Here is an 18,763-nt window from a genome sequence, read left to right as displayed (position 1 = left end):
TTTTTGCCATACGAAATTACAGATAATCATGACCGACGCAACCATCCGCAACGACCATAAATTTGCACTCGAAACCCTGCCTGTCAGCCTTGAAGACGAAATGCGCAAGAGCTACCTCGATTACGCCATGAGCGTGATTGTGGGCCGAGCCCTGCCGGATGTCCGCGACGGTCTCAAGCCGGTACACCGCCGCGTGTTGTACGCGATGCACGAGTTGAAAAACAACTGGAATTCCGCCTATAAAAAATCGGCGCGTATCGTCGGCGACGTTATCGGTAAATACCACCCTCACGGCGATATAGCCGTTTACGACACCATCGTCCGCATGGCACAAGACTTCTCCATGCGTTATGTACTGATCGACGGTCAGGGCAACTTTGGTTCTGTCGATGGCTTGGCCGCAGCAGCCATGCGTTATACCGAAATCCGCATGGAAAAAATTTCCCATGAAATGCTGGCGGATATTGAAGAAGAAACCGTTAATTTCGGCCCCAACTATGACGGCAGCGAACATGAGCCGCTGGTATTGCCGACCCGTTTTCCCGCGCTGTTAGTCAATGGTTCGTCCGGTATTGCCGTCGGTATGGCAACCAATATCCCGCCGCACAATTTGGGCGATACCATCAATGCCTGCCTGCGTTTGTTGGACGAGCCTGAAACTGAAATCGATGAACTGATCAACATTATCCAAGCGCCCGATTTCCCAACAGGCGCAACTATTTACGGCTTGAGCGGCGTGCGCGAAGGCTATAAAACCGGCCGCGGCCGCGTGGTAATGCGCGGTAAAACCCATATCGAGCCTATCGGTAAAAACGGTGAACGCGAAGCCATCGTTATCGATGAAATCCCATATCAAGTAAACAAAGCCAAGCTGGTTGAGAAAATCGGCGAGTTGGTACGCGAAAAAACGTTGGAAGGCGTATCCGACCTGCGCGATGAGTCCGACAAATCCGGTATGCGTGTCGTGATCGAATTGAAACGCAATGAAAATGCCGAAGTCGTTTTGAACCAACTCTACAAACTGACCCAGCTGCAAGACAGCTTCGGTATCAACATGGTGGCTTTGGTTGACGGCCAGCCGCGCTTGCTGAACCTGAAACAAATCCTGTCCGAATTTCTGCGCCACCGTCGCGAAGTCGTTACCCGTCGTACCTTGTTCCGCCTGAAAAAAGCGCGTCATGAAGGCCATATTGCCGAAGGTAAAGCGGTGGCCTTGTCCAATATCGACGAAATCATCCGTCTGATTAAAGAATCTGCCAATGCGCCGGAAGCCAAAGAAAAACTGCTGTCCCGCCCATGGCGCAGCAGCTTGGTTGAAGACATGCTTAGCCGCACGGATTTAGACCTGCACATGATGCGCCCTGAAGGCTTGCCAGAGAATTTGGGTCTGCACAGCCAAGGCTATTACCTGAGCGAATTGCAAGCCGATGCCATCCTGCGCATGAGCCTGCGTAACCTGACCGGCCTAGATCAGGAAGAAATTGTCGGCGAATATAAAAACCTGATGAGCAAAATCATTGATTTCGTGGATATTCTTTCCAAACCTGAACGCGTTACCCAAATCATCCGCGAAGAATTGGCAGACATCAAAGCCAACTTCGGCGATGAACGTCGCAGCGAAATCAATCCGTTTGGTGGCGATATTGCAGATGAAGACCTGATTCCGCAACGCGAAATGGTCGTTACCCTGACTCATGGCGGCTACATCAAAACCCAGCCGACAACCGATTATCAGGCGCAGCGTCGCGGCGGCCGCGGCAAACAGGCAGCGGCAACCAAAGACGAAGACTTTATCGAAACCCTGTTTGTTGCCAACACGCATGATTATTTGATGTGCTTTACCAATTTGGGCAAGTGCCATTGGATTAAAGTGTACAAACTGCCGGAAGGCGGTCGTAACAGCCGAGGTCGTCCGATCAACAATGTTATCCAATTGGAAGAGGGCGAAAAAGTCAGCGCCATCTTGGCCGTCCGCGAGTTCCCGGAAGACCAATACGTCTTCTTTGCCACCGCACAAGGCATGGTGAAAAAAGTCCAGTTGTCTGCGTTTAAAAACGTCCGCAGCCAAGGCATTAAAGCCATCGCGCTTAAAGAAGGCGATTACTTGGTCGGCGCAGCGCAAACCGGCGGTGTGGACGATATTATGTTGTTCTCCAACTTGGGCAAAGCCATCCGCTTTAACGAATATTGGGAAAAATCCGGTAACGATGAAGCAGAAGATGCCGATATCGAAACCGAAAATGAAGATTCAGACGGCCTGGATGATGAAAATACCGAAAACGCATTGCCAAGCGGCAAACACGGTGTCCGTCCGTCCGGTCGCGGCAGCGGCGGTTTGCGCGGTATGCGCCTGCCGGCCGATGGCAAGATTGTCAGCCTGATTACCTTCGCACCTGAAGCTGAGCAAAGCGATTTGCAAGTATTGACCGCTACCGCCAACGGCTATGGCAAACGCACCCCGATTGCCGATTACAGCCGTAAAAACAAAGGCGGCCAAGGCAATATCGCCATCAATACCGGCGAGCGCAACGGCGATTTGGTTGCCGCGACTTTGGTCAGCGAAACCGACGACCTGATGCTAATTACCAGCGGCGGCGTCCTGATTCGTACCAAAGTTGAGCAAATCCGCGAGACCGGCCGAGCAGCCGCAGGTGTCCGCCTGATTAATCTGGATGAAGGCGAAACCTTGGTCAGCTTGGAGCGCGTGGCCGAAGAGGCTGAAGATGAAGCCCCTTTAGAAACCGATGCAGCTGAAAACCAAGTGGTAGAAACTGAAGATACTCCGTCTCAAGAATCTTAAACGTCAATGAACAAGGCCGTCTGAAAAGTTTTCAGACGGCCTGCTTATTCCAAAAGAAAATCCCGTGAGCGCAACCGAACCGTTCGATTTACCTCTTTTTCTGAAAAATCTGCCCAATCTGCCGGGCGTGTACCGTTTTTTTGACGAAGACAATAATGTTTTGTATGTCGGCAAAGCGGTTAATCTCAAGCGGCGCGTTTCCAGCTATTTCCAAAAAAACGACCATTCTCCGCGTATTGCATTGATGGTAAAACAGGTTCACCATATCGAAACCACCATCACGCGTTCCGAAGCCGAAGCACTGATTCTCGAAAACAACTTCATTAAAGCCTTATCGCCGAAATACAATATTCTTTTCCGCGATGACAAAAGCTATCCTTATTTGATGCTCAGCGGCCATCAATATCCGCAAATGGCGTATTACCGCGGCGCGCTGAAAAAGCCTAATCAATATTTCGGCCCGTATCCCAACAGCAACGCCGTGCGCGACAGCATTCAAGTGTTGCAAAAAGTATTTATGTTGCGTACCTGCGAAGACAGCGTATTCGAGCACCGCGACCGTCCTTGTCTGCTTTACCAAATCAAACGCTGCACCGCTCCTTGTGTCGGCCACATCAGCGAAGAAGATTACCGCGACAGCGTACGTGAAGCCGCGACTTTCCTCAATGGCAAAACCGACGAACTGACGCGCACCTTGCAACACAAAATGCAAACCGCCGCCGCCAATCTGCAATTTGAGGAAGCAGCCCGTTACCGCGATCAAATTCAAGCGCTCGGCATCATGCAGAGTAATCAGTTTATCGACAGTAAAAATCCGAACAATCCAAACGATATTGATTTGCTCGCGCTGGCGGTTTCAGACGGCCTGGTTTGCGTACACTGGGTTAGCATCCGCGGCGGACGGCATGTCGGCGATAAAAGCTTTTTCCCTGACACCAAAAACGACCCCGAACCAAACGGGCAAGACTACGCCGAAGCCTTCGTCGCCCAACACTATCTGGGCAAAAGCAAACCCGACATCATCATCAGCAACTTTCCCGTTCCCGATGCGCTGAAAGAGGCTTTGGAAGGCGAACACGGCAAGCAGATGCAATTTGTCACCAAGACCATAGGCGAACGCAAGGTCTGGCTGAAAATGGCGGAACAAAACGCACAAATGGCGATTGCACAACGTCGCCTGCAACAAAGCAGCCAGCAACACCGTATTGACGAACTGGCCAAAATCCTCGGCATGGATTCAGACGGCCTCAACCGCCTTGAATGTTTCGATATCAGCCACACGCAAGGCGAGGCCACTATTGCGTCCTGCGTTGTGTACGATGAGCAAAACATCCAGCCTTCGCAATATCGCCGCTACAACATCACGACCGCCAAGCCCGGCGACGACTATGCCGCCATGCGCGAAGTGTTGACGCGCCGTTACGGCAAAATGCAGGAAGCCGAAGCCAACGGAGAGGCCGTCAAATGGCCGGATGTCGTGTTGATTGACGGCGGCAAAGGGCAAATTGGCGTAGCCGTATCGGTATGGGAAGAACTCGGGCTGCACATTCCTTTGGTCGGTATCGCCAAAGGCCCTGAGCGCAAAGCCGGCATGGAAGAACTCATACTGCCTTTTACCGGCGAAGTCTTCCGCCTGCCGCCCAATAGCCCGGCCTTGCATCTATTGCAAACCGTACGCGATGAGTCGCACCGCTTTGCGATTACAGGCCACCGCAAAAAACGCGACAAAGCGCGCGTTACTTCCTCACTCAGCGAAATCCCCGGTATCGGCAGCAAACGTCGCCAAGCATTGCTTACCCGATTCGGCGGTCTGCGCGGCGTGATTGCGGCCAGCCGCGAGGACTTGGAAAAAGTGGAAGGCATCAGCAAAGCCTTGGCGGAAACCATTTACGAGCATCTGCACTGATTGGCTTGAAGAGCAAAAAGGAACAATATGAAACCTGTTATCATCAAAAATATCGAGATCGGCAAAGGCCTGCCTAAAATTGCCGTGCCGCTGGTGGCTGCCAATACGCAGGAATTGGAGCAGGCTTTGCGCGTATTGAAAGAGACGGCTTTTGACATTATTGAATTTCGTGCGGATTTTTTCCAAAAAGCGCTTGATGCCGATTTTATTACCGAACAATTAGGCATTGTCCGACAGGCTTTTCCTGACAAGCCCTTACTGTTTACGTTTAGAAGGGCGCAAGAGGGCGGCAATACGCCTTGTTCTGACGACTATTATTTTGAATTATTGGAAAAAATCATCCGTTCCAAACAAGCCGATATTATCGACATCGAGCTTTTTGCCGAGAAAAGCGGCGTAAAACAAACCATTGCTTTGGCGCATGAGTATCAAACTGTTGTCTTACTTTGCAATCACGATTTCCAAGCCACGCCGTCTTTGGCAGACATTACAGGCCGTCTGAAAATAATGGCCGAGTGGGGCGCGGATATCTGCAAAATTGCCGTTATGCCGCAATCGCCGCAAGATGTATTGACCTTATTACAGGCAACATATGATGTTTCACAAATTATCAATCGCCCGATTATTACTATGTCTATGGGTAAAATCGGAGCCGTCAGTCGCTTGGCCGGCTCGACTTTCGGCTCGGCCGTTACCTTTGGTGCGGCACAAAAAACGTCAGCTCCCGGTCAAATTGATGCCAACGAATTGAAGAAAATCTTGGCAACTTTGGGATAGTTTAATTATTAATATTTAAGGCCGTCTGAAAAATATTTTTCAGACGGCCTGATTTTTTTAAATTTATTTCTTTTAATTTTAAATAAAATAGGTAACAATAGGCTTCCTATTTCAATAACTAGAGGAGAAATAAAATGACTACTACTAAAGAAAACCTAGCGAACCCAGGTCCAGTAGGCCTGTGTGGCTTTGCATTGACAACTTGGTTGCTCAGTCTGATTAACGGCGGCTTTTTTACTGCTCAAGAGGGTGTCGGCTTAGTTTTGGGCATGGCTCTCGCCTTTGGTGGTATCGCTCAAGTTATTGCCGGTATGTTTGAGTTCAAGAAAGGCAATACGTTTGGCTTTACCGCTTTTATCAGCTATGGCGCATTCTGGTGGACATGGGCTTTGTTTACCATCTTTTTCAAAGGTGAAACAGCCCCGGCATTTATCGGCTGGTATCTTTGCGCATGGGGTATGTTTTCGCTGATGATGTTTGTGGCCACCTTGACCAAGCCTAAAGTATTGAGCGGTATTTTCTTTTGCTTGACACTGACTTTCTTTGCACTGGGTATTGGCGATGGTATGGAAAATCATAGCATTGTCCATATCGGCGGTTGCTTAGGCTTGGTAACTGCACTTGGTGCGTTCTACTTGGCAGCGGCAGAGGTCATCAACGAATCTTTCGGCCGTACTGTTTTGCCGGTTGGCGAACGTAAATAAGGTTGCTTAAACAAAATGCCGTCTGAACGGTGGAAATGAAATCAAAGATTTCGGCCACAATGTTCAGACGGTATTTTTATTTGTCTTCAAATAAATCGACATCAAATAAATCCGGCTCTTTGATGCGCTCCCGACAATCAAGTTTGATGTCTTCAGTAACCCGACAGCAGCACGGCAAAATTTCTCCGGGCGCGATGAAGGCGAGCGGAAAATTATCATAAGACACTTTCCCATCCAAGATTTTGACCCGGCATGAACCGCAATAGCCGCTGCGACATTGGTATTCAACCTCGTGTCCGGTGCGCTCTAAGCCCTCCAATAAGGTTTCACCTTGTTGGAGTTGGAAGGTTTTGTCGTGTGTGCTGATGAGTGCCATGTGTGTTTTAGGGCATAGAGGCCGTCTGAACAATGTTTCAGACGGCCTTAAATATATAAATTCAAATAATCAAGCCTTTTTCCCACAAGGCCAAAACGACATGAAGCTGGCTGTTATATTTTTTTTCATTACCCACAATTTCGCGCCAGAAAACGGATTTTTTCTGATTTGCCCATTCGGGATCATTTTTTAAAAGGCTGACCGCTGCAACGGCATATTCTCCGTTTTTGGAATGTTTGGTTTTGACTTTTTCCGGGTTGATTCCTTTAACCAACCCCGCACGACACAATCCCAAAAATGCATTCTTTGGGCATCCTTTTTTTCTAATTGACTCCTTGATGGGAAATGATGCCGCAATCTCTGTCCAAGCTTGTTCCATATCTTCATATTTAGAATATGATTCAGCTGCTTTTACCGCAATGTCGCCATAAATCTTCATTTTTGGTTATACCTTGAGGATTGAAAAGAGATTTTCAGACGGCCGGTTACGCCCAAAGGCCGTCTGAAACGCGGTTTACAGCTCGAAATCGCCCAAATCGTCCGCGCTGACTTCCGAATCAATCTGACCGATTAAGTAAGAAGAAATTTCCACTTCCTGCGGCGCAACCTGTACATTGTCAGAAGACAGCCATGCGTTGATCCAAGGAATTGGATTTTGGGTCGCACCTTCAAATCCGGCAGGAAGGCCAACCGCCTGCATACGCAGATTGGTAATGTATTCAACGTATTGAGCCAGAATTTCCTTGTTCAGGCCAATCATTGAGCCGTCTTTAAACAGATAGGCCGCCCATTCTTTTTCCTGCTCGGCTGCTTTTTTGAAGAGGTTGAAACACTCGTCCTGCAATTCATTCGCAATTTCAGCCATTTCAGGATCATCGGCACCGGCACGCATCAGGTTGAGCATATGCTGGGTGCTGGTCAGGTGCAGGGCTTCGTCACGGGCAATCAGTTTGATGATTTTGGCGTTGCCTTCCATCAATTCGCGTTCGGCAAAGGCGAAAGAGCAGGCGAATGAAACGTAGAAGCGGATGGCTTCCAATACGTTGACGCACATCAGGCAGAGATAGAGCTTTTTCTTCAACTCGCGCAAAGATACGGTAATGAGCTTGCCGCCGACATTGTGCGTGCCTTCACCCAACAGATTGTAATACTGAGTGTATTCAATCAAATCATCGTAATAGCAGGCAATGTCTTCAGCACGGGCGATGATGTATTTGTTTTGCACAATATCATCGAACACGACTGATGGATCATTCACGATATTGCGGATGATATGAGTGTAGCTGCGCGAGTGGATGGTTTCGCTGAAGCTCCACGTTTCAATCCAAGTTTCCAGTTCGGGAATCGACACCAAAGGTAAGAACGCAACATTCGGGCTGCGGCCTTGGATAGAATCGAGCAGGGTTTGGTATTTCAGATTGCTGATGAAAATATGTTTTTCATGTTCGGGCAGATTGGCGTAGTCGATACGGTCGCGCGACACGTCGATTTCTTCCGGACGCCAGAAGAAAGACAATTGTTTTTCGATCAGTTTTTCAAATACTTCGTATTTCTGCTGGTCATAACGGGCGACATTTACCGGTTGACCAAAAAACATCGGCTCTTTCAGCGCGTCGTTTTTGGTTTTGGAAAAGGTGCTGTATGACATAGTTAAGTGTTCGCAGGACATAGCTGTTTCTCTTAGGGATAGAATTTACAAATGTAAAGAGTACGTATTTATATAAATCAACAACATATATTCACAAACATATTTCCTAATGAAGTTAATTCACACACCCCTTTTTTCAACTCTACTTTTTTTTCTTCTAAACAATCCTCAATATCTAAAATAGAAATATTCAAATCTAAAGCAATTTCATTTTTAGAATAATTTTTTTCTAATAAACTTTGAATTTTTAATTTTAAATCTGTAAGTGGATTACATATGCTTAAAGACTCAAGTAAACTAGTAGAATAAAAATCTTCATATTGCTTATCATCTTGAAAACATCTATTAAAATCAATACGTACCAAACCTAATTGGATTAAATTATCTATAGATATTGCCGTTTTTTCAATGTCTTGCTCTCCAAATGCAAGGCAAACAATTAAATTAAAAAAAATTAATGCATTGTCATTATTTTTTTTAATATAATATTTGCCAATCGCTATATTTTTTAATTCTTTCATTAATTGAAGAAGTTTTGCATCATGGGACGATAAAGACTTAACTTTTTCAACAAAGCTATTGTGGATCTTTCCATTATTTCTAGCATCGAAAGAGGCTGATACTAACTTTGCAAATATTTCCCTAAGTTCTTCTTCTTCAAGGTAATATTGAGATGCCTCGATCGCAGGTCCTAAAATACTATACTTAGGTTCTTGAATTTCTTCTTGAGGAATTTTTTCTAAATTTTCATTAAGTCTATTACTGAAATCATCTAACTCTTTTTTCCTTTTTAGTTGCTGTTTTTCCATCCATAAATCAAAAGAACCAAATACTTGCTTCCATACTAAATTTAATGTATGAGCAGGTGCTTCAGCTCCCTTTGTCAATAACGTTGTAGCACCTGCTGTTAAAACAGTTACAACTGTTGTATCCATAATACTCATATCCAATTTTCTTAGAAATCTTCAACAATCTTTAATATGCTCAAATCTTACAAGCCCCGCCTGCGCAGCCGTCATCTTGAATATCGGCCTGTGTATCGTCCGCACCATCGCGGGTGTTATGGTAGTACAGTGTTTTGACGCCATATTTGTAGGCAGTCAGCAGGTCTTTCAGCATTTGTTTCATGGAAACTTTGCTACCTTCAAATTTGTTCGGGTCGTAGGCGGTATTGGCGGAAATCGATTGATCGACGAATTTTTGCATTACGCCGACAAGTTTCAGGTAGCCTTCGTTGCCGGGAAGCTGCCACAGAGTTTCGTAGGCGTCTTTCAGGGTTTCAAACTCCGGCACGACTTGTTTCAAAATACCGTCTTTCGATGCTTTGACCGTTACCAATCCGCGTGGCGGCTCGATGCCGTTGGTGGCGTTGGCAATTTGCGAGCTGGTTTCAGACGGCATGAGTGCGGTCAGGGTAGAGTTGCGCAGGCCGTATTTGACGATGTCGGCGCGCAGGCTTTCCCAGTCGTAGTGCAAAGGCTCGTTGCACACGGCGTCCAAGTCTTTTTTGTAGGTGTCGATAGGCAGTTTGCCTTGCGAATAAACGGTTTGGTTGAACAGCGGGCATGCGCCGTATTCTTTGGCAAGGTTTACCGATGCTTTGAGCAGGTAATACTGCATGGCTTCAAAGGTGCGGTGGGTAAGGCCGAGGGCTGAGTCGTCGCTGTAACGTACGCCGTTTTTCGCCAGATAGTAGGCGTAGTTGATGACGCCGATGCCGAGTGTGCGGCGGTTCATGGTTGCGGTGCGTGCGGCTGCAACCGGATAGTCTTGATAATCCAGCAGGGCATCAAGTGCGCGTACGGTCAAATCGGCAAGTTCTTCCAGTTCGTCCAAGTTGTTCAATGCGCCCAAGTTGAAGGCAGACAGGGTACACAAGGCAATTTCGCCATTCGGATCGTTGATGTTGTCCAGCGGTTTGGTCGGCAGGGCGATTTCCATGCACAAGTTGGACTGATGAATAGGCGCAACGCGCGGATCAAACGGACTGTGCGTGTTGCAGTGGTCAACGTTTTGGATATAGATACGACCGGTACCGGCGCGCTCCTGCATCAGGGTGGAGAACAATTCTGTTGCCGGCAAAGTGCGTTTGCGGATGTTTGGGTCTTGCTCGTATTGAGTGTAGAGGCGCTCGAATTCGTCTTGGTCGGCGAAGAAGGCATCATACAAACCTGGAACTTCATTCGGTGAGAACAGGGTAATGTTGCCACCTTTAATCAAGCGGGTGTACAGTAGGCGGTTGATTTGCACACCGTAGTCCAACTGACGGATACGGTTGTCTTCTACGCCGCGGTTGTTTTTCAATACCAACAGGCTTTCGGCTTCGATGTGCCACAATGGGTAGAACAAGGTTGCCGCGCCGCCGCGTACGCCGCCTTGCGAGCAGGATTTAACCGCCGCTTGGAACATTTTGAAAAACGGGATGCAGCCGGTGTGTTGTGCTTCACCGCCACGGATTTCGCTACCCAAGCCGCGGATACGGCCGGCGTTGATGCCGATGCCTGCTCGTTGGGAAACGTATTTCACAATCGCGCTGGTGGTCGCGTTGATGGAGTCGAGGCTGTCGTCGCATTCAATCAATACGCAGCTTGAGAATTGACGGGTAGGGGTACGCACGCCGCTCATGATAGGCGTAGGCAGCGATACTTTGAATGTGGAAACGGCGTCGTAAAAGCGTTTGACGTAATCCAAACGGGTCTCTTTCGGATATTTGCTGAAGAGACACATGGCCACCAAAATGTATAAAAACTGCGGCGTTTCATAAATTTGGCGGGTAACGCGGTTTTGAACCAGATATTTGCCTTCCAGCTGTTTTACGGCAGCATAAGAGAAGGTCATGTCGCGGCTGTGGTCGATATAGGCATTCAGCTCGTCGAATTCTTCGCGGCTGTAATCTGCGATGATGTGGCGGTCGTATTTGCCTGCCTCGGTCAGTTTTTTAACGTGATCGTAGAGGTGGGGCGGTTCAAACTCGCCATAAGCGATTTTGCGCAGATGGAAAATGGCGAGGCGGGCAGCCAGATATTGATAATCGGGCGTATCTTGTGAGATCAGGTCGGCCGCGGCCTTGATGATGGTCTCATGGATGTCGTCGGTACGGATACCGTTGTAAAACTGAATATGAGATTTGAGCTCGACTTGCGATACGGAGACGTTTTGTAAGCCTTCTGCCGCCCAAGTAACAACACGGTGGATTTTGTCTAAATTGATATCTTCCAAGCGTCCGTCGCGTTTGGTTACTTTAATATTCGTTGCTGCATTCATTGTTCAGTCTTCCCATTAAAAAACACAAGATACGGTATGTGATTGCTTTGAACGGCACAATATAATGTATTTTTCTTTGTTTAACTAGACTTGACAATGCGCTTTTTTCGGGGTGTGGATTAGGGGATGGGAGGCTTAAACTAGATTTTATGTGGCTTTGTGGCGATTTGGCATTATTTTGCGTTTGCATCACATTTGGCCAGACATTGGCTAGAGGCTTATGAAATAAAGAAATTTATATTCAGGTTTCGTCTAAATGGAAGGAGTGTTAAATTTTGCAAAGCAAGTAGTATGATGTAGTAATTAACCACATTTTTGTCATGTAAAAAATGGGCGTTTTGCCGGTGCCCTGGCGAAACATATAATGGAAAAACTATTTAGGAGGCGAATCATGTTAATGTTGAAAAATTTAGGTTCCGCACTGGCGGCGGTTGCCGTATTGAGCTTGGGTACTTATTCTGCCGAAGCGGCGGCCAAACCGTATGGCCATCATGTGAGCAAACACCAGCCAGCGAAGAAAAACAAATTGCATCCCGCTTGTAAGAGATACTTTGAGCGCCGTGCTGCTTGGTATCGCTATAAAGGCAACAAGGCCGAGTTGAGGGAAAACCGTAAAGCGGCAAAAGCGTTCCGCGGTTTGCCTTATGCCGAGCAAAAAATTCAATGCCAAGCTGCTTATCAGGCATTTGATGATTTTGATCACGGCAAATTCCGCCGCCGTTAATCGTCTGATTTGAACAAAGGCCGTCTGAATGTTTCAGACGGCCTTTGATATTTATTTCTCAACAATGATTTTGTTTTCGGCTTGAGGCTCGTATTGAGTGGATTCATCACCGTAATACAATACGCCCAGCTTGATGGGGATGCGGCCTTGCGATTTGCGGTGGGCATTGGAGTCGCGCAGGGAGTAGGCGCAACCGCAGTATTCTTGTTGGTAGAAATGCTCGCGCTTGCTGATTTCAATCATGCGTGCGCTGCCACCGCCTTTGCGCCAGTTGAAATCCCAATAAACCAAGTCATCGTACGGCTCGGCAGCGCGATGGCCGCAGCCGTTGATCTGTTTCATGTCTTTCCAGCGTGAAATGCCCAGTGAGCTGGTGAAAACATGAAAGCCGTTTTCATGGGCATATTGTGCCGCTTTTTCAAAACGCATATCGAAACACATGGTGCAGCGGATACCGCGTTCAGGTTCAAATTCCATGCCTTTGGCTTTGGCAAACCATTCTTTGCGGTCGTTTTCGTAGTCGTCGTCTTTATCGACAAAAGGGATGCCGAATTTGTCCGCAAAGCGCATATTTTCTTCTTTGCGCAACATATATTCTTTGTGCGGATGGATATTGGGGTTGTAAAAATAAATGGTGTAGTCGATGCCGCTGGCAAGCATGGCTTCCATCACTTCGCCGGAACATGGGGCGCAGCAGGAATGCAGCAGGACTTTTTTGTGGCCGCCGGGCGGAACGAGAATAGGGCGGTCAATATCGGTAACGATAGGCGTGGTTTTTTCGGTCATGGTTTTATTCTATTTTTGATATTTTTTTCAGACGGCCTTTATCTCTGAGGCCGTCTGAAAGGGTTGAAATCTATTTGTCTATTTTAACAGAGCAATACTTTATGGAACAGATTGTTTCTGTGTTTCTTTTTCGTTTAACGGTTTGAAATCTTTAGCGTCCGGCGGCGGTTCGGCAAAGATGGCGTCAGGATTGTGGTGCGCTGTAAATTCTGTCAGCAGGTTGCGGTAGTCCAACGATTGCTTCATCAGTTCGGCAGCGGCGGTACGCAGATTGTCCACGTCTTCCGGCGGCAGATAAAAACTAGTCGGAATGTTCAATACTTTTTCCCTTAACTCGGAAGGAGGGAGGTCTTTGAGGTTGAGGCTGACGAAGGAGAAGCTGATGCCGTCGGTTTGTTTGTCTTTATTCCACTGATCGACGAAGGCACGGAAACGGCGCAGGGATTCTTGCGAGTTTTGGTCAATGGGGATATTGACGATAGAGGAGACAACGTCGCGGAAACCGGGAACGGCCGCGGTTTTGTCCAAATTGCTGCTGACTTGGTTTTGCGCATTGACGTTGATGACGACGATATGGCGGATGTTGTTTTGCAGGATTTTGTTTGTCAGGATTTTTTCCGGGTACATTTCCGTCATATCTAAAAGGCTGCGCATACCCAGAGTGTCGGTCAGGCCGCCGTCTATCAGGTGGATATAGGGTCGGTTTTTCCCGTCTGCGTATTTTTGGAAGCGCTCGTAAAATTCTTTTATGGTGCGGCTTTGTTGTCTGCCTGTTTCGCTGTCGTCTGCATCTTCGATTTTGATCGGCGGCGTGTAGTTGCAGCGTCCGCCGTTGTTGTTTAGGGTGATCGGTGCAAATACCATAGGCACGGAGCTTGAAGCTGCGACGGCGCGGGCAAGTCGCAAGTCGCCCAAGTCGATACACATCGGGTCGAAATATTCCTGCGTGAAATTGAAACGCTCGCCTATACCCATATCGGTGGCGGAAATGATGGCAAACGGGCCCTTGGCATTTTTTTCCAAATCGCGGAAAGTGGTTTTGCCGAAAAGGTAGTTTTCAAACTGCTCCTGCAACAGATCGCCGCGTCCGTATTCAGGTGAGGCCAGTCGGGGCAGATTGGACATGGAGAATGCCTGTTTGACGACTTGGCGTTGGAAGTTTTGATGCAGGAAGCGTTTGTAAAACAATGGGATAGTGTCTTCGCCTTTCAATGCGAAATAGGCGGCCAAAACCGAGCCGCCGGATACGCCGACGACGACATCGACGTTGGCCAGCAAGGATTTTCTCTTACCGCCGATGGTTACCTGCTGCTGATTGAGCTGTTCTAAAACGCCGTAACCCAACGCCGCCGCACGTGTTCCTCCGCCTGAAAACATGATGACAATTAAGGTATCGTCATCGTTTTCCCGCTGGAGTTTGCTGGTTTCAAAGCGGTAGCCTTGCTTCAAATCGACTGCATCAATACCGGCAACGGGTTGGTATTTCACCAAGGAGCAGGCGGATAACAGGGCGAGAGAAAGTATGGAAAGCGTGGATTTGAGCTGGAATTTCGGCATAAAGTCAACAAAATCGGAAAATTATTGAAAACGGATTATAAAGGTTTTCAGGCGTTGTTCACAGAAGCAGGCCTTTCAGACGGCCTTTCGTGTCGATTTTCCGTTATAATCGACACAATCTTTATCTTTCCAAACCCTTATGGCGCAACCGAACCGCATCAATCACGAACCTGTCTTTCTGCTTGCTTCCGCCCCTTGGCGCGAGAGCAGCTTGTGGGTGGAGGCATTCAGCCGCCGTTATGGACGTGTGGCTTTGTTGGCCAGAAGCGCACGCAAACGGCAGAGCGAATTGCGCGGCGTGTTGGTGCCGTTTGTGCCGGTGAGCGCGTCTTGGTATGGCTCGCAAGAGTTGAAGACTCTGCATCGTGCCGAATGGATAGGCGGTTGGCCGCAGCCGCAGGGCAGGGCTTTGTTCAGCGGATTGTATGTGAACGAGTTGATGCTGAAGTTGACCGTCCGTGAAGACCCGTTGCCCGAGCTTTACGATGTTTTGGCGGAAACCATGAAAACCATTTGTTGCGAGGCCAACCACATTGCCGCCTTGCGCCGTTTTGAATGGTTGCTGTTGACACGCTTGGGCTTTGCCCCCGATTTGTTCCATGACGGCAACGGCAATGAAATCAACGGCGAAGAAACTTATTGGCTCACACCGGAAGAGGCTGTGGTGCCTTTGGCTGAGGCCGACCGTTTCCATCCGCTCAATAAAGGCGTTGCCGTATCGGGTGCGACGTTAATCGATTTGAGGGAAGGCAGTTTCGTTCATCAGGAAAGCCTCGGGCAGGCTTTGAAAGTGGCGCGGCTTTTGATTGACAACCTTCTACCCGAGGGCATTAAGTCTCGGCAGGTTTTGCAGCAGTTACAGCAGTTTGGCTTGGGCAGTTGAATTTTTTTTCAGACGGCCTTTGATATGAGAAGGTTCAGGCCGTCTGAAACCTTAAAGAAAGGACATTATTATGTTGTTAGGCGTAAACATCGACCATATTGCCACCGTCCGCAATGCGCGCGGTACGATTTATCCCAGCCCTGTCGAAGCAGCGCTGATTGCGGAAACCCACGGTGCAGATTTGATTACCATGCACTTGCGTGAAGACCGCCGCCATATTAAAGATGCGGACGTGTTCGCCGTTAAAAACGCCATCCGCACGCGCCTGAATTTGGAAATGGCGCTGACGGAAGAAATGCTGGAAAACGCGCTCAACGTCATGCCGGAAGATGTGTGCATCGTGCCTGAAAAACGTCAAGAAGTAACCACCGAAGGCGGTTTGGACGTATTGGCGCAACAGGATAAAGTGGCCGAGTTCACCAAAATCCTGACCGACGCAGGCATCCGCGTGTCCTTGTTTATCGATGCCGACAACGCGCAAATCCAAGCCGCTTATGATGTTGGCGCGCCCGTTATCGAATTGCACACCGGTGCGTATGCCGATGCGCACAGCCACGCCGAGCGAATGAAACAATTCGAGCGCATTCAAAACGGCGCGCATTACGCCAGCGATTTGGGTTTGGTCGTCAACGCCGGACACGGCCTGACCATTCACAACGTAACGCCGATTGCTCAAATTCTTGCCATCCGCGAGTTGAACATCGGGCATTCGCTGATTTCCCAAGCACTCTTCCTCGGCTTGCCAGAAGCTGTCCGCCAAATGAAGGAAGTCATGTTCAGAGCCAGAATGCTGCCTTAACGGCATCAGTCATACCGACTAAGACAATTGGCTTTGGCCGGTATTCACACTTTCAGACGGCCTGACTATTTAAACAAGGAGCAGACCCATGATTTACGGAATTGGTACAGACATTGTTTCCCTCAAACGCATTATCCGCCTGAACAAAAAATTCGGACTGGCATTTGCGCAACGCATTCTCAGCCCGGAAGAGCTGTTGGAGTTTCCACAGGCAGGCAAGCCGGTCAACTATCTTGCCAAACGCTTTGCCGCCAAAGAAGCTTTTGCCAAAGCCGTCGGTACGGGCATACGCGGCGTGGTGTCTTTCCGCAATATCGGTGTTGGACATGACGCACTGGGCAAACCTGAATTGTTTTTTGCACCGGCTTTGACCAAATGGCTGGAGGAGCAGGGTATCAGCGGCTGCCATCTCAGTATGAGCGATGAAGAGGATACCGTTATGGCTTTTGTCATTGCGGAAAAATAAGGCCGGATTTAAGTATTCTGAAAGATAAAATCCTTTTCAGACGGCCTGAAGGATTAGATATTTGTTAAAAGTCGGGCGTATGGGCCCGACATCGTTTTTTTACGCATAAATCGGCAGGTGTCGCCGCCTGCCGCATATAAGAATAATCTCATGATGACTGAAGACACACGTCCATTGGTACAAGTGGTTGCCGGAATTTTGCTCGACAAAAACGGCCGCTACCTGCTCAGTTCCCGCCCGGAGGGCAAGCCGTATGCCGGTTATTGGGAATTTGCCGGCGGCAAGGTTGAGGCAGGCGAAAGCGATTTTCAAGCCTTGCAACGCGAGTTTGAAGAAGAACTCGGCATCCGTATCCTCGCCGCTACGCCGTGGCTGACCAAAGTCTATTCCTACGAACACGCACATGTACGCCTGCATTTTTTATGGGTGGAAGCCGACCAATGGACAGGTGAAATCCAATCGAGGGAAGGGCAGAAATGGGCATGGCAAAAGGCAGGGGATTTTACCGTTGAGCCGATGTTGCCTGCCAATAGCGCATTGTTACGCTCCCTATCCATTCCGCGCCAACTTCAAGGCCGTCTGAAAAGCGGCTTGAGCGGTCAAAACAGCATGGGCGAATATCATGTTGTGCCATATCTATCGGCTCAGCATCAAACCGCCTCTGCCGTATTGTTGGAATTTGCCAATTGGCAGCAAGGCAAGCCGATAGAAGCGCCCAGCGTGTGGCCAATCATTGAAAATGCCGAACAATGGCAGCAGGTGCAAAATGCGGATGCTGTCGTATGGAAAGTAGCGAATAAAGCGGCAGCCAAGCAAGTTGTCGATATTTTGGCGCAAGGCGTGGCTATGCCGGTGATTGCAGCTGCTCCGGAAAGTATGGTTTCCATTTATTGTGAACAGTGGCAGAGCATGGGTGCGCATGCCGTTGTGACCGATAATGACATTGAGGCCGTCTGAAATGAGTAAAAATCAAAAACTACTGATTGCCGCTGTTTTACTGATTGTGTTTGCGGCGGCCAAACTGCTGCTTTTGGATTGGTGGCAGCGGCAACAGTCAAAAGCGAATGTAGTCGAATGTAGTCTGACACAAGGCTGCGTCCTGCCTGACGGTTCAAAAGTGCGTGCAACCTCCATCAATACACACGATCCGTTTGATATTGTGGTGGAGAATGTGCCGAAGAATACGGGCGCGGTCAGTATCAGTTTCAGTATGAAAAACATGGACATGGGCTTCAACCGCTATAACCTGACGCAACAATCGCCGCAAAGTTGGCAGGCTGCGCAAATCCGCTTGCCGTTTTGCGTCGAAGGCCGCCATGATTACACTGCCGACATTACCATTGGCAAACAGACTTTTCAGACGGCATTTAGTGCAGAGTAGTCATCATGCAAAGGCCGTCTGAAAATTTAAAGGCAAAAATTTTAATTTTTTCAGAAGGCATATTTAAAAGTTCTTTATAAATGAATCAATTATAAATTATTTTTAGATAGATTGTTTACAATTATTCTGACTATCAGCCAAAAGTACAAAACGGACAGAAGCTAGACCACATAAGGGTTTGATGTGGTACAGCCTGTCCGTTTTTTACATTTGTTGTGAAAAAATCGTTTATTAATAACTGAATTTTTTATAATTTTTTTGAAAAAAGTGTTTGACAAGACTGGTTTTATTTTTTAAATTTGTTTCCATAAATAAAAACTACATTGCACTACAAAGGAACATCATCATGAATCTGTATCAAACCACTCTCTCTTGTTATAGATTTTCTCCCGTCTCTGCCGCTCCCGTCGCTGCCAGCTTATTGGCAGTCGCGACGGTCTGAAGGCTCTCGACCCGAATCCAGTTTCCGCATTCCTACAAACGTTTCGGGTTTTAAAATATCTGTATCTCCAATCGAATTCATATTTTGATTAATAAAAATTAAAAAACGTACGCCTCCGCTTCAACCTTATTGTATTTATTGGTTTTGATAACTATTTGTATTTATTGATTTTAAATTTTCAGATGGTTGATGATTGAAATTTTACAGGCCGTCTGAAAACAGTTTTTAGAACGATTGTTTCTTTTTAAAC

General features: G+C 47.9%; 17 protein-coding genes. 10 read left to right on the top strand and 7 right to left on the bottom strand.

Annotated features, from left to right (window positions below; translation table 11 throughout):
• The first annotated feature begins 28 nt into the window (after positions 1 to 28).
• The 4 genes from gyrA (at position 29) to ACTHR2_RS05310 (ending at position 6,187) form a co-directional block, all read left to right on the top strand.
• The gene (gene gyrA, locus ACTHR2_RS05325) at positions 29 to 2,800 is read left to right on the top strand and encodes a DNA gyrase subunit A (RefSeq protein WP_440375448.1); all 2,772 of its coding nucleotides are present in this window, start codon (positions 29 to 31) and stop codon (positions 2,798 to 2,800) included.
• Between the two features lie 64 nt (positions 2,801 to 2,864).
• Entirely contained in the window at positions 2,865 to 4,706 is a 1,842-nt protein-coding gene (uvrC, locus tag ACTHR2_RS05320) for an excinuclease ABC subunit UvrC (RefSeq protein ID WP_440375447.1), read from the top strand.
• Positions 4,707 to 4,733: 27 nt separating this feature from the next.
• A complete protein-coding gene (gene aroD, locus ACTHR2_RS05315; RefSeq protein ID WP_108700176.1) occupies positions 4,734 to 5,483 on the top strand; it encodes a type I 3-dehydroquinate dehydratase in 750 nt (249 codons plus the stop codon).
• A 134-nt stretch (positions 5,484 to 5,617) separates the two neighbouring features.
• Positions 5,618 to 6,187, top strand: a complete 570-nt coding sequence (locus ACTHR2_RS05310) for an acetate uptake transporter (protein WP_063067856.1) — start codon at positions 5,618 to 5,620, stop codon at positions 6,185 to 6,187.
• A gap of 76 nt (positions 6,188 to 6,263) precedes the next feature.
• On the opposite strand, the gene yfaE is transcribed toward ACTHR2_RS05310, so the two are convergent.
• The 5 genes from yfaE to nrdA all read right to left on the bottom strand — a co-directional run bounded on the left by yfaE (position 6,264) and on the right by nrdA (position 11,475).
• The gene (gene yfaE, locus ACTHR2_RS05305) at positions 6,264 to 6,563 is read right to left on the bottom strand and encodes a class I ribonucleotide reductase maintenance protein YfaE (protein WP_049331016.1); all 300 of its coding nucleotides are present in this window, start codon (positions 6,561 to 6,563) and stop codon (positions 6,264 to 6,266) included.
• A 61-nt stretch (positions 6,564 to 6,624) separates the two neighbouring features.
• Positions 6,625 to 7,002, bottom strand: a complete 378-nt coding sequence (locus ACTHR2_RS05300; protein ID WP_009427512.1) for a DUF6979 family protein — start codon at positions 7,000 to 7,002, stop codon at positions 6,625 to 6,627.
• A gap of 75 nt (positions 7,003 to 7,077) precedes the next feature.
• The gene (nrdB, locus tag ACTHR2_RS05295) at positions 7,078 to 8,211 is read right to left on the bottom strand and encodes a class Ia ribonucleoside-diphosphate reductase subunit beta (protein WP_141745805.1); all 1,134 of its coding nucleotides are present in this window, start codon (positions 8,209 to 8,211) and stop codon (positions 7,078 to 7,080) included.
• Between the two features lie 77 nt (positions 8,212 to 8,288).
• Positions 8,289 to 9,155: a DUF4393 domain-containing protein gene (locus ACTHR2_RS05290; protein ID WP_440375446.1), complete on the bottom strand. Its 867-nt coding sequence runs from the start codon at positions 9,153 to 9,155 to the stop codon at positions 8,289 to 8,291.
• 40 nt (positions 9,156 to 9,195) lie between these two features.
• The gene (gene nrdA, locus ACTHR2_RS05285; protein WP_440375445.1) at positions 9,196 to 11,475 is read right to left on the bottom strand and encodes a class 1a ribonucleoside-diphosphate reductase subunit alpha; all 2,280 of its coding nucleotides are present in this window, start codon (positions 11,473 to 11,475) and stop codon (positions 9,196 to 9,198) included.
• Between the two features lie 391 nt (positions 11,476 to 11,866).
• On the opposite strand from nrdA, the gene ACTHR2_RS05280 reads away from it, so the two are divergent.
• Complete coding sequence (locus tag ACTHR2_RS05280; protein ID WP_107737144.1) at positions 11,867 to 12,199, top strand: stress response protein; 333 nt, start codon at positions 11,867 to 11,869, stop codon at positions 12,197 to 12,199.
• A 51-nt stretch (positions 12,200 to 12,250) separates the two neighbouring features.
• Here the strand turns inward: ACTHR2_RS05280 and ACTHR2_RS05275 are convergent, their stop codons facing one another.
• Together ACTHR2_RS05275 and ACTHR2_RS05270 are read right to left on the bottom strand one after the other, a co-directional pair.
• Positions 12,251 to 12,985, bottom strand: coding sequence for an epoxyqueuosine reductase QueH (locus ACTHR2_RS05275; protein WP_101756277.1), 735 nt, complete (start codon positions 12,983 to 12,985; stop codon positions 12,251 to 12,253).
• A gap of 99 nt (positions 12,986 to 13,084) precedes the next feature.
• Positions 13,085 to 14,542, bottom strand: a complete 1,458-nt coding sequence (locus ACTHR2_RS05270; protein ID WP_440375444.1) for a patatin-like phospholipase family protein — start codon at positions 14,540 to 14,542, stop codon at positions 13,085 to 13,087.
• A 139-nt stretch (positions 14,543 to 14,681) separates the two neighbouring features.
• On the opposite strand from ACTHR2_RS05270, the gene recO reads away from it, so the two are divergent.
• The 5 genes from recO (at position 14,682) to ACTHR2_RS05245 (ending at position 18,071) form a co-directional block, all read left to right on the top strand.
• Positions 14,682 to 15,425 carry a DNA repair protein RecO gene (gene recO / locus ACTHR2_RS05265; RefSeq protein WP_440375443.1) on the top strand — a complete coding sequence of 248 codons (744 nt, stop codon included), beginning with the start codon at positions 14,682 to 14,684 and terminating at the stop codon, positions 15,423 to 15,425.
• Between the two features lie 70 nt (positions 15,426 to 15,495).
• The gene (pdxJ, locus tag ACTHR2_RS05260; RefSeq protein ID WP_440375442.1) at positions 15,496 to 16,224 is read left to right on the top strand and encodes a pyridoxine 5'-phosphate synthase; all 729 of its coding nucleotides are present in this window, start codon (positions 15,496 to 15,498) and stop codon (positions 16,222 to 16,224) included.
• Between the two features lie 88 nt (positions 16,225 to 16,312).
• A complete protein-coding gene (acpS, locus tag ACTHR2_RS05255) occupies positions 16,313 to 16,690 on the top strand; it encodes a holo-ACP synthase (RefSeq protein ID WP_070711955.1) in 378 nt (125 codons plus the stop codon).
• Between the two features lie 153 nt (positions 16,691 to 16,843).
• A complete protein-coding gene (locus ACTHR2_RS05250) occupies positions 16,844 to 17,647 on the top strand; it encodes an NUDIX domain-containing protein (protein ID WP_440375536.1) in 804 nt (267 codons plus the stop codon).
• Position 17,648: 1 nt separating this feature from the next.
• Positions 17,649 to 18,071, top strand: a complete 423-nt coding sequence (locus tag ACTHR2_RS05245; protein ID WP_440375441.1) for a hypothetical protein — start codon at positions 17,649 to 17,651, stop codon at positions 18,069 to 18,071.
• Positions 18,072 to 18,763: the final 692 nt, after the last annotated feature.

The organism is Neisseria sp. P0006.S004 (assembly GCF_051963015.1).
Taxonomy (GTDB): Bacteria; Pseudomonadota; Gammaproteobacteria; order Burkholderiales; family Neisseriaceae; genus Neisseria.
The sequence above is the reverse complement of the archived record's forward strand: the minus strand, read 5'-3'. Positions and strand labels throughout refer to the sequence as shown.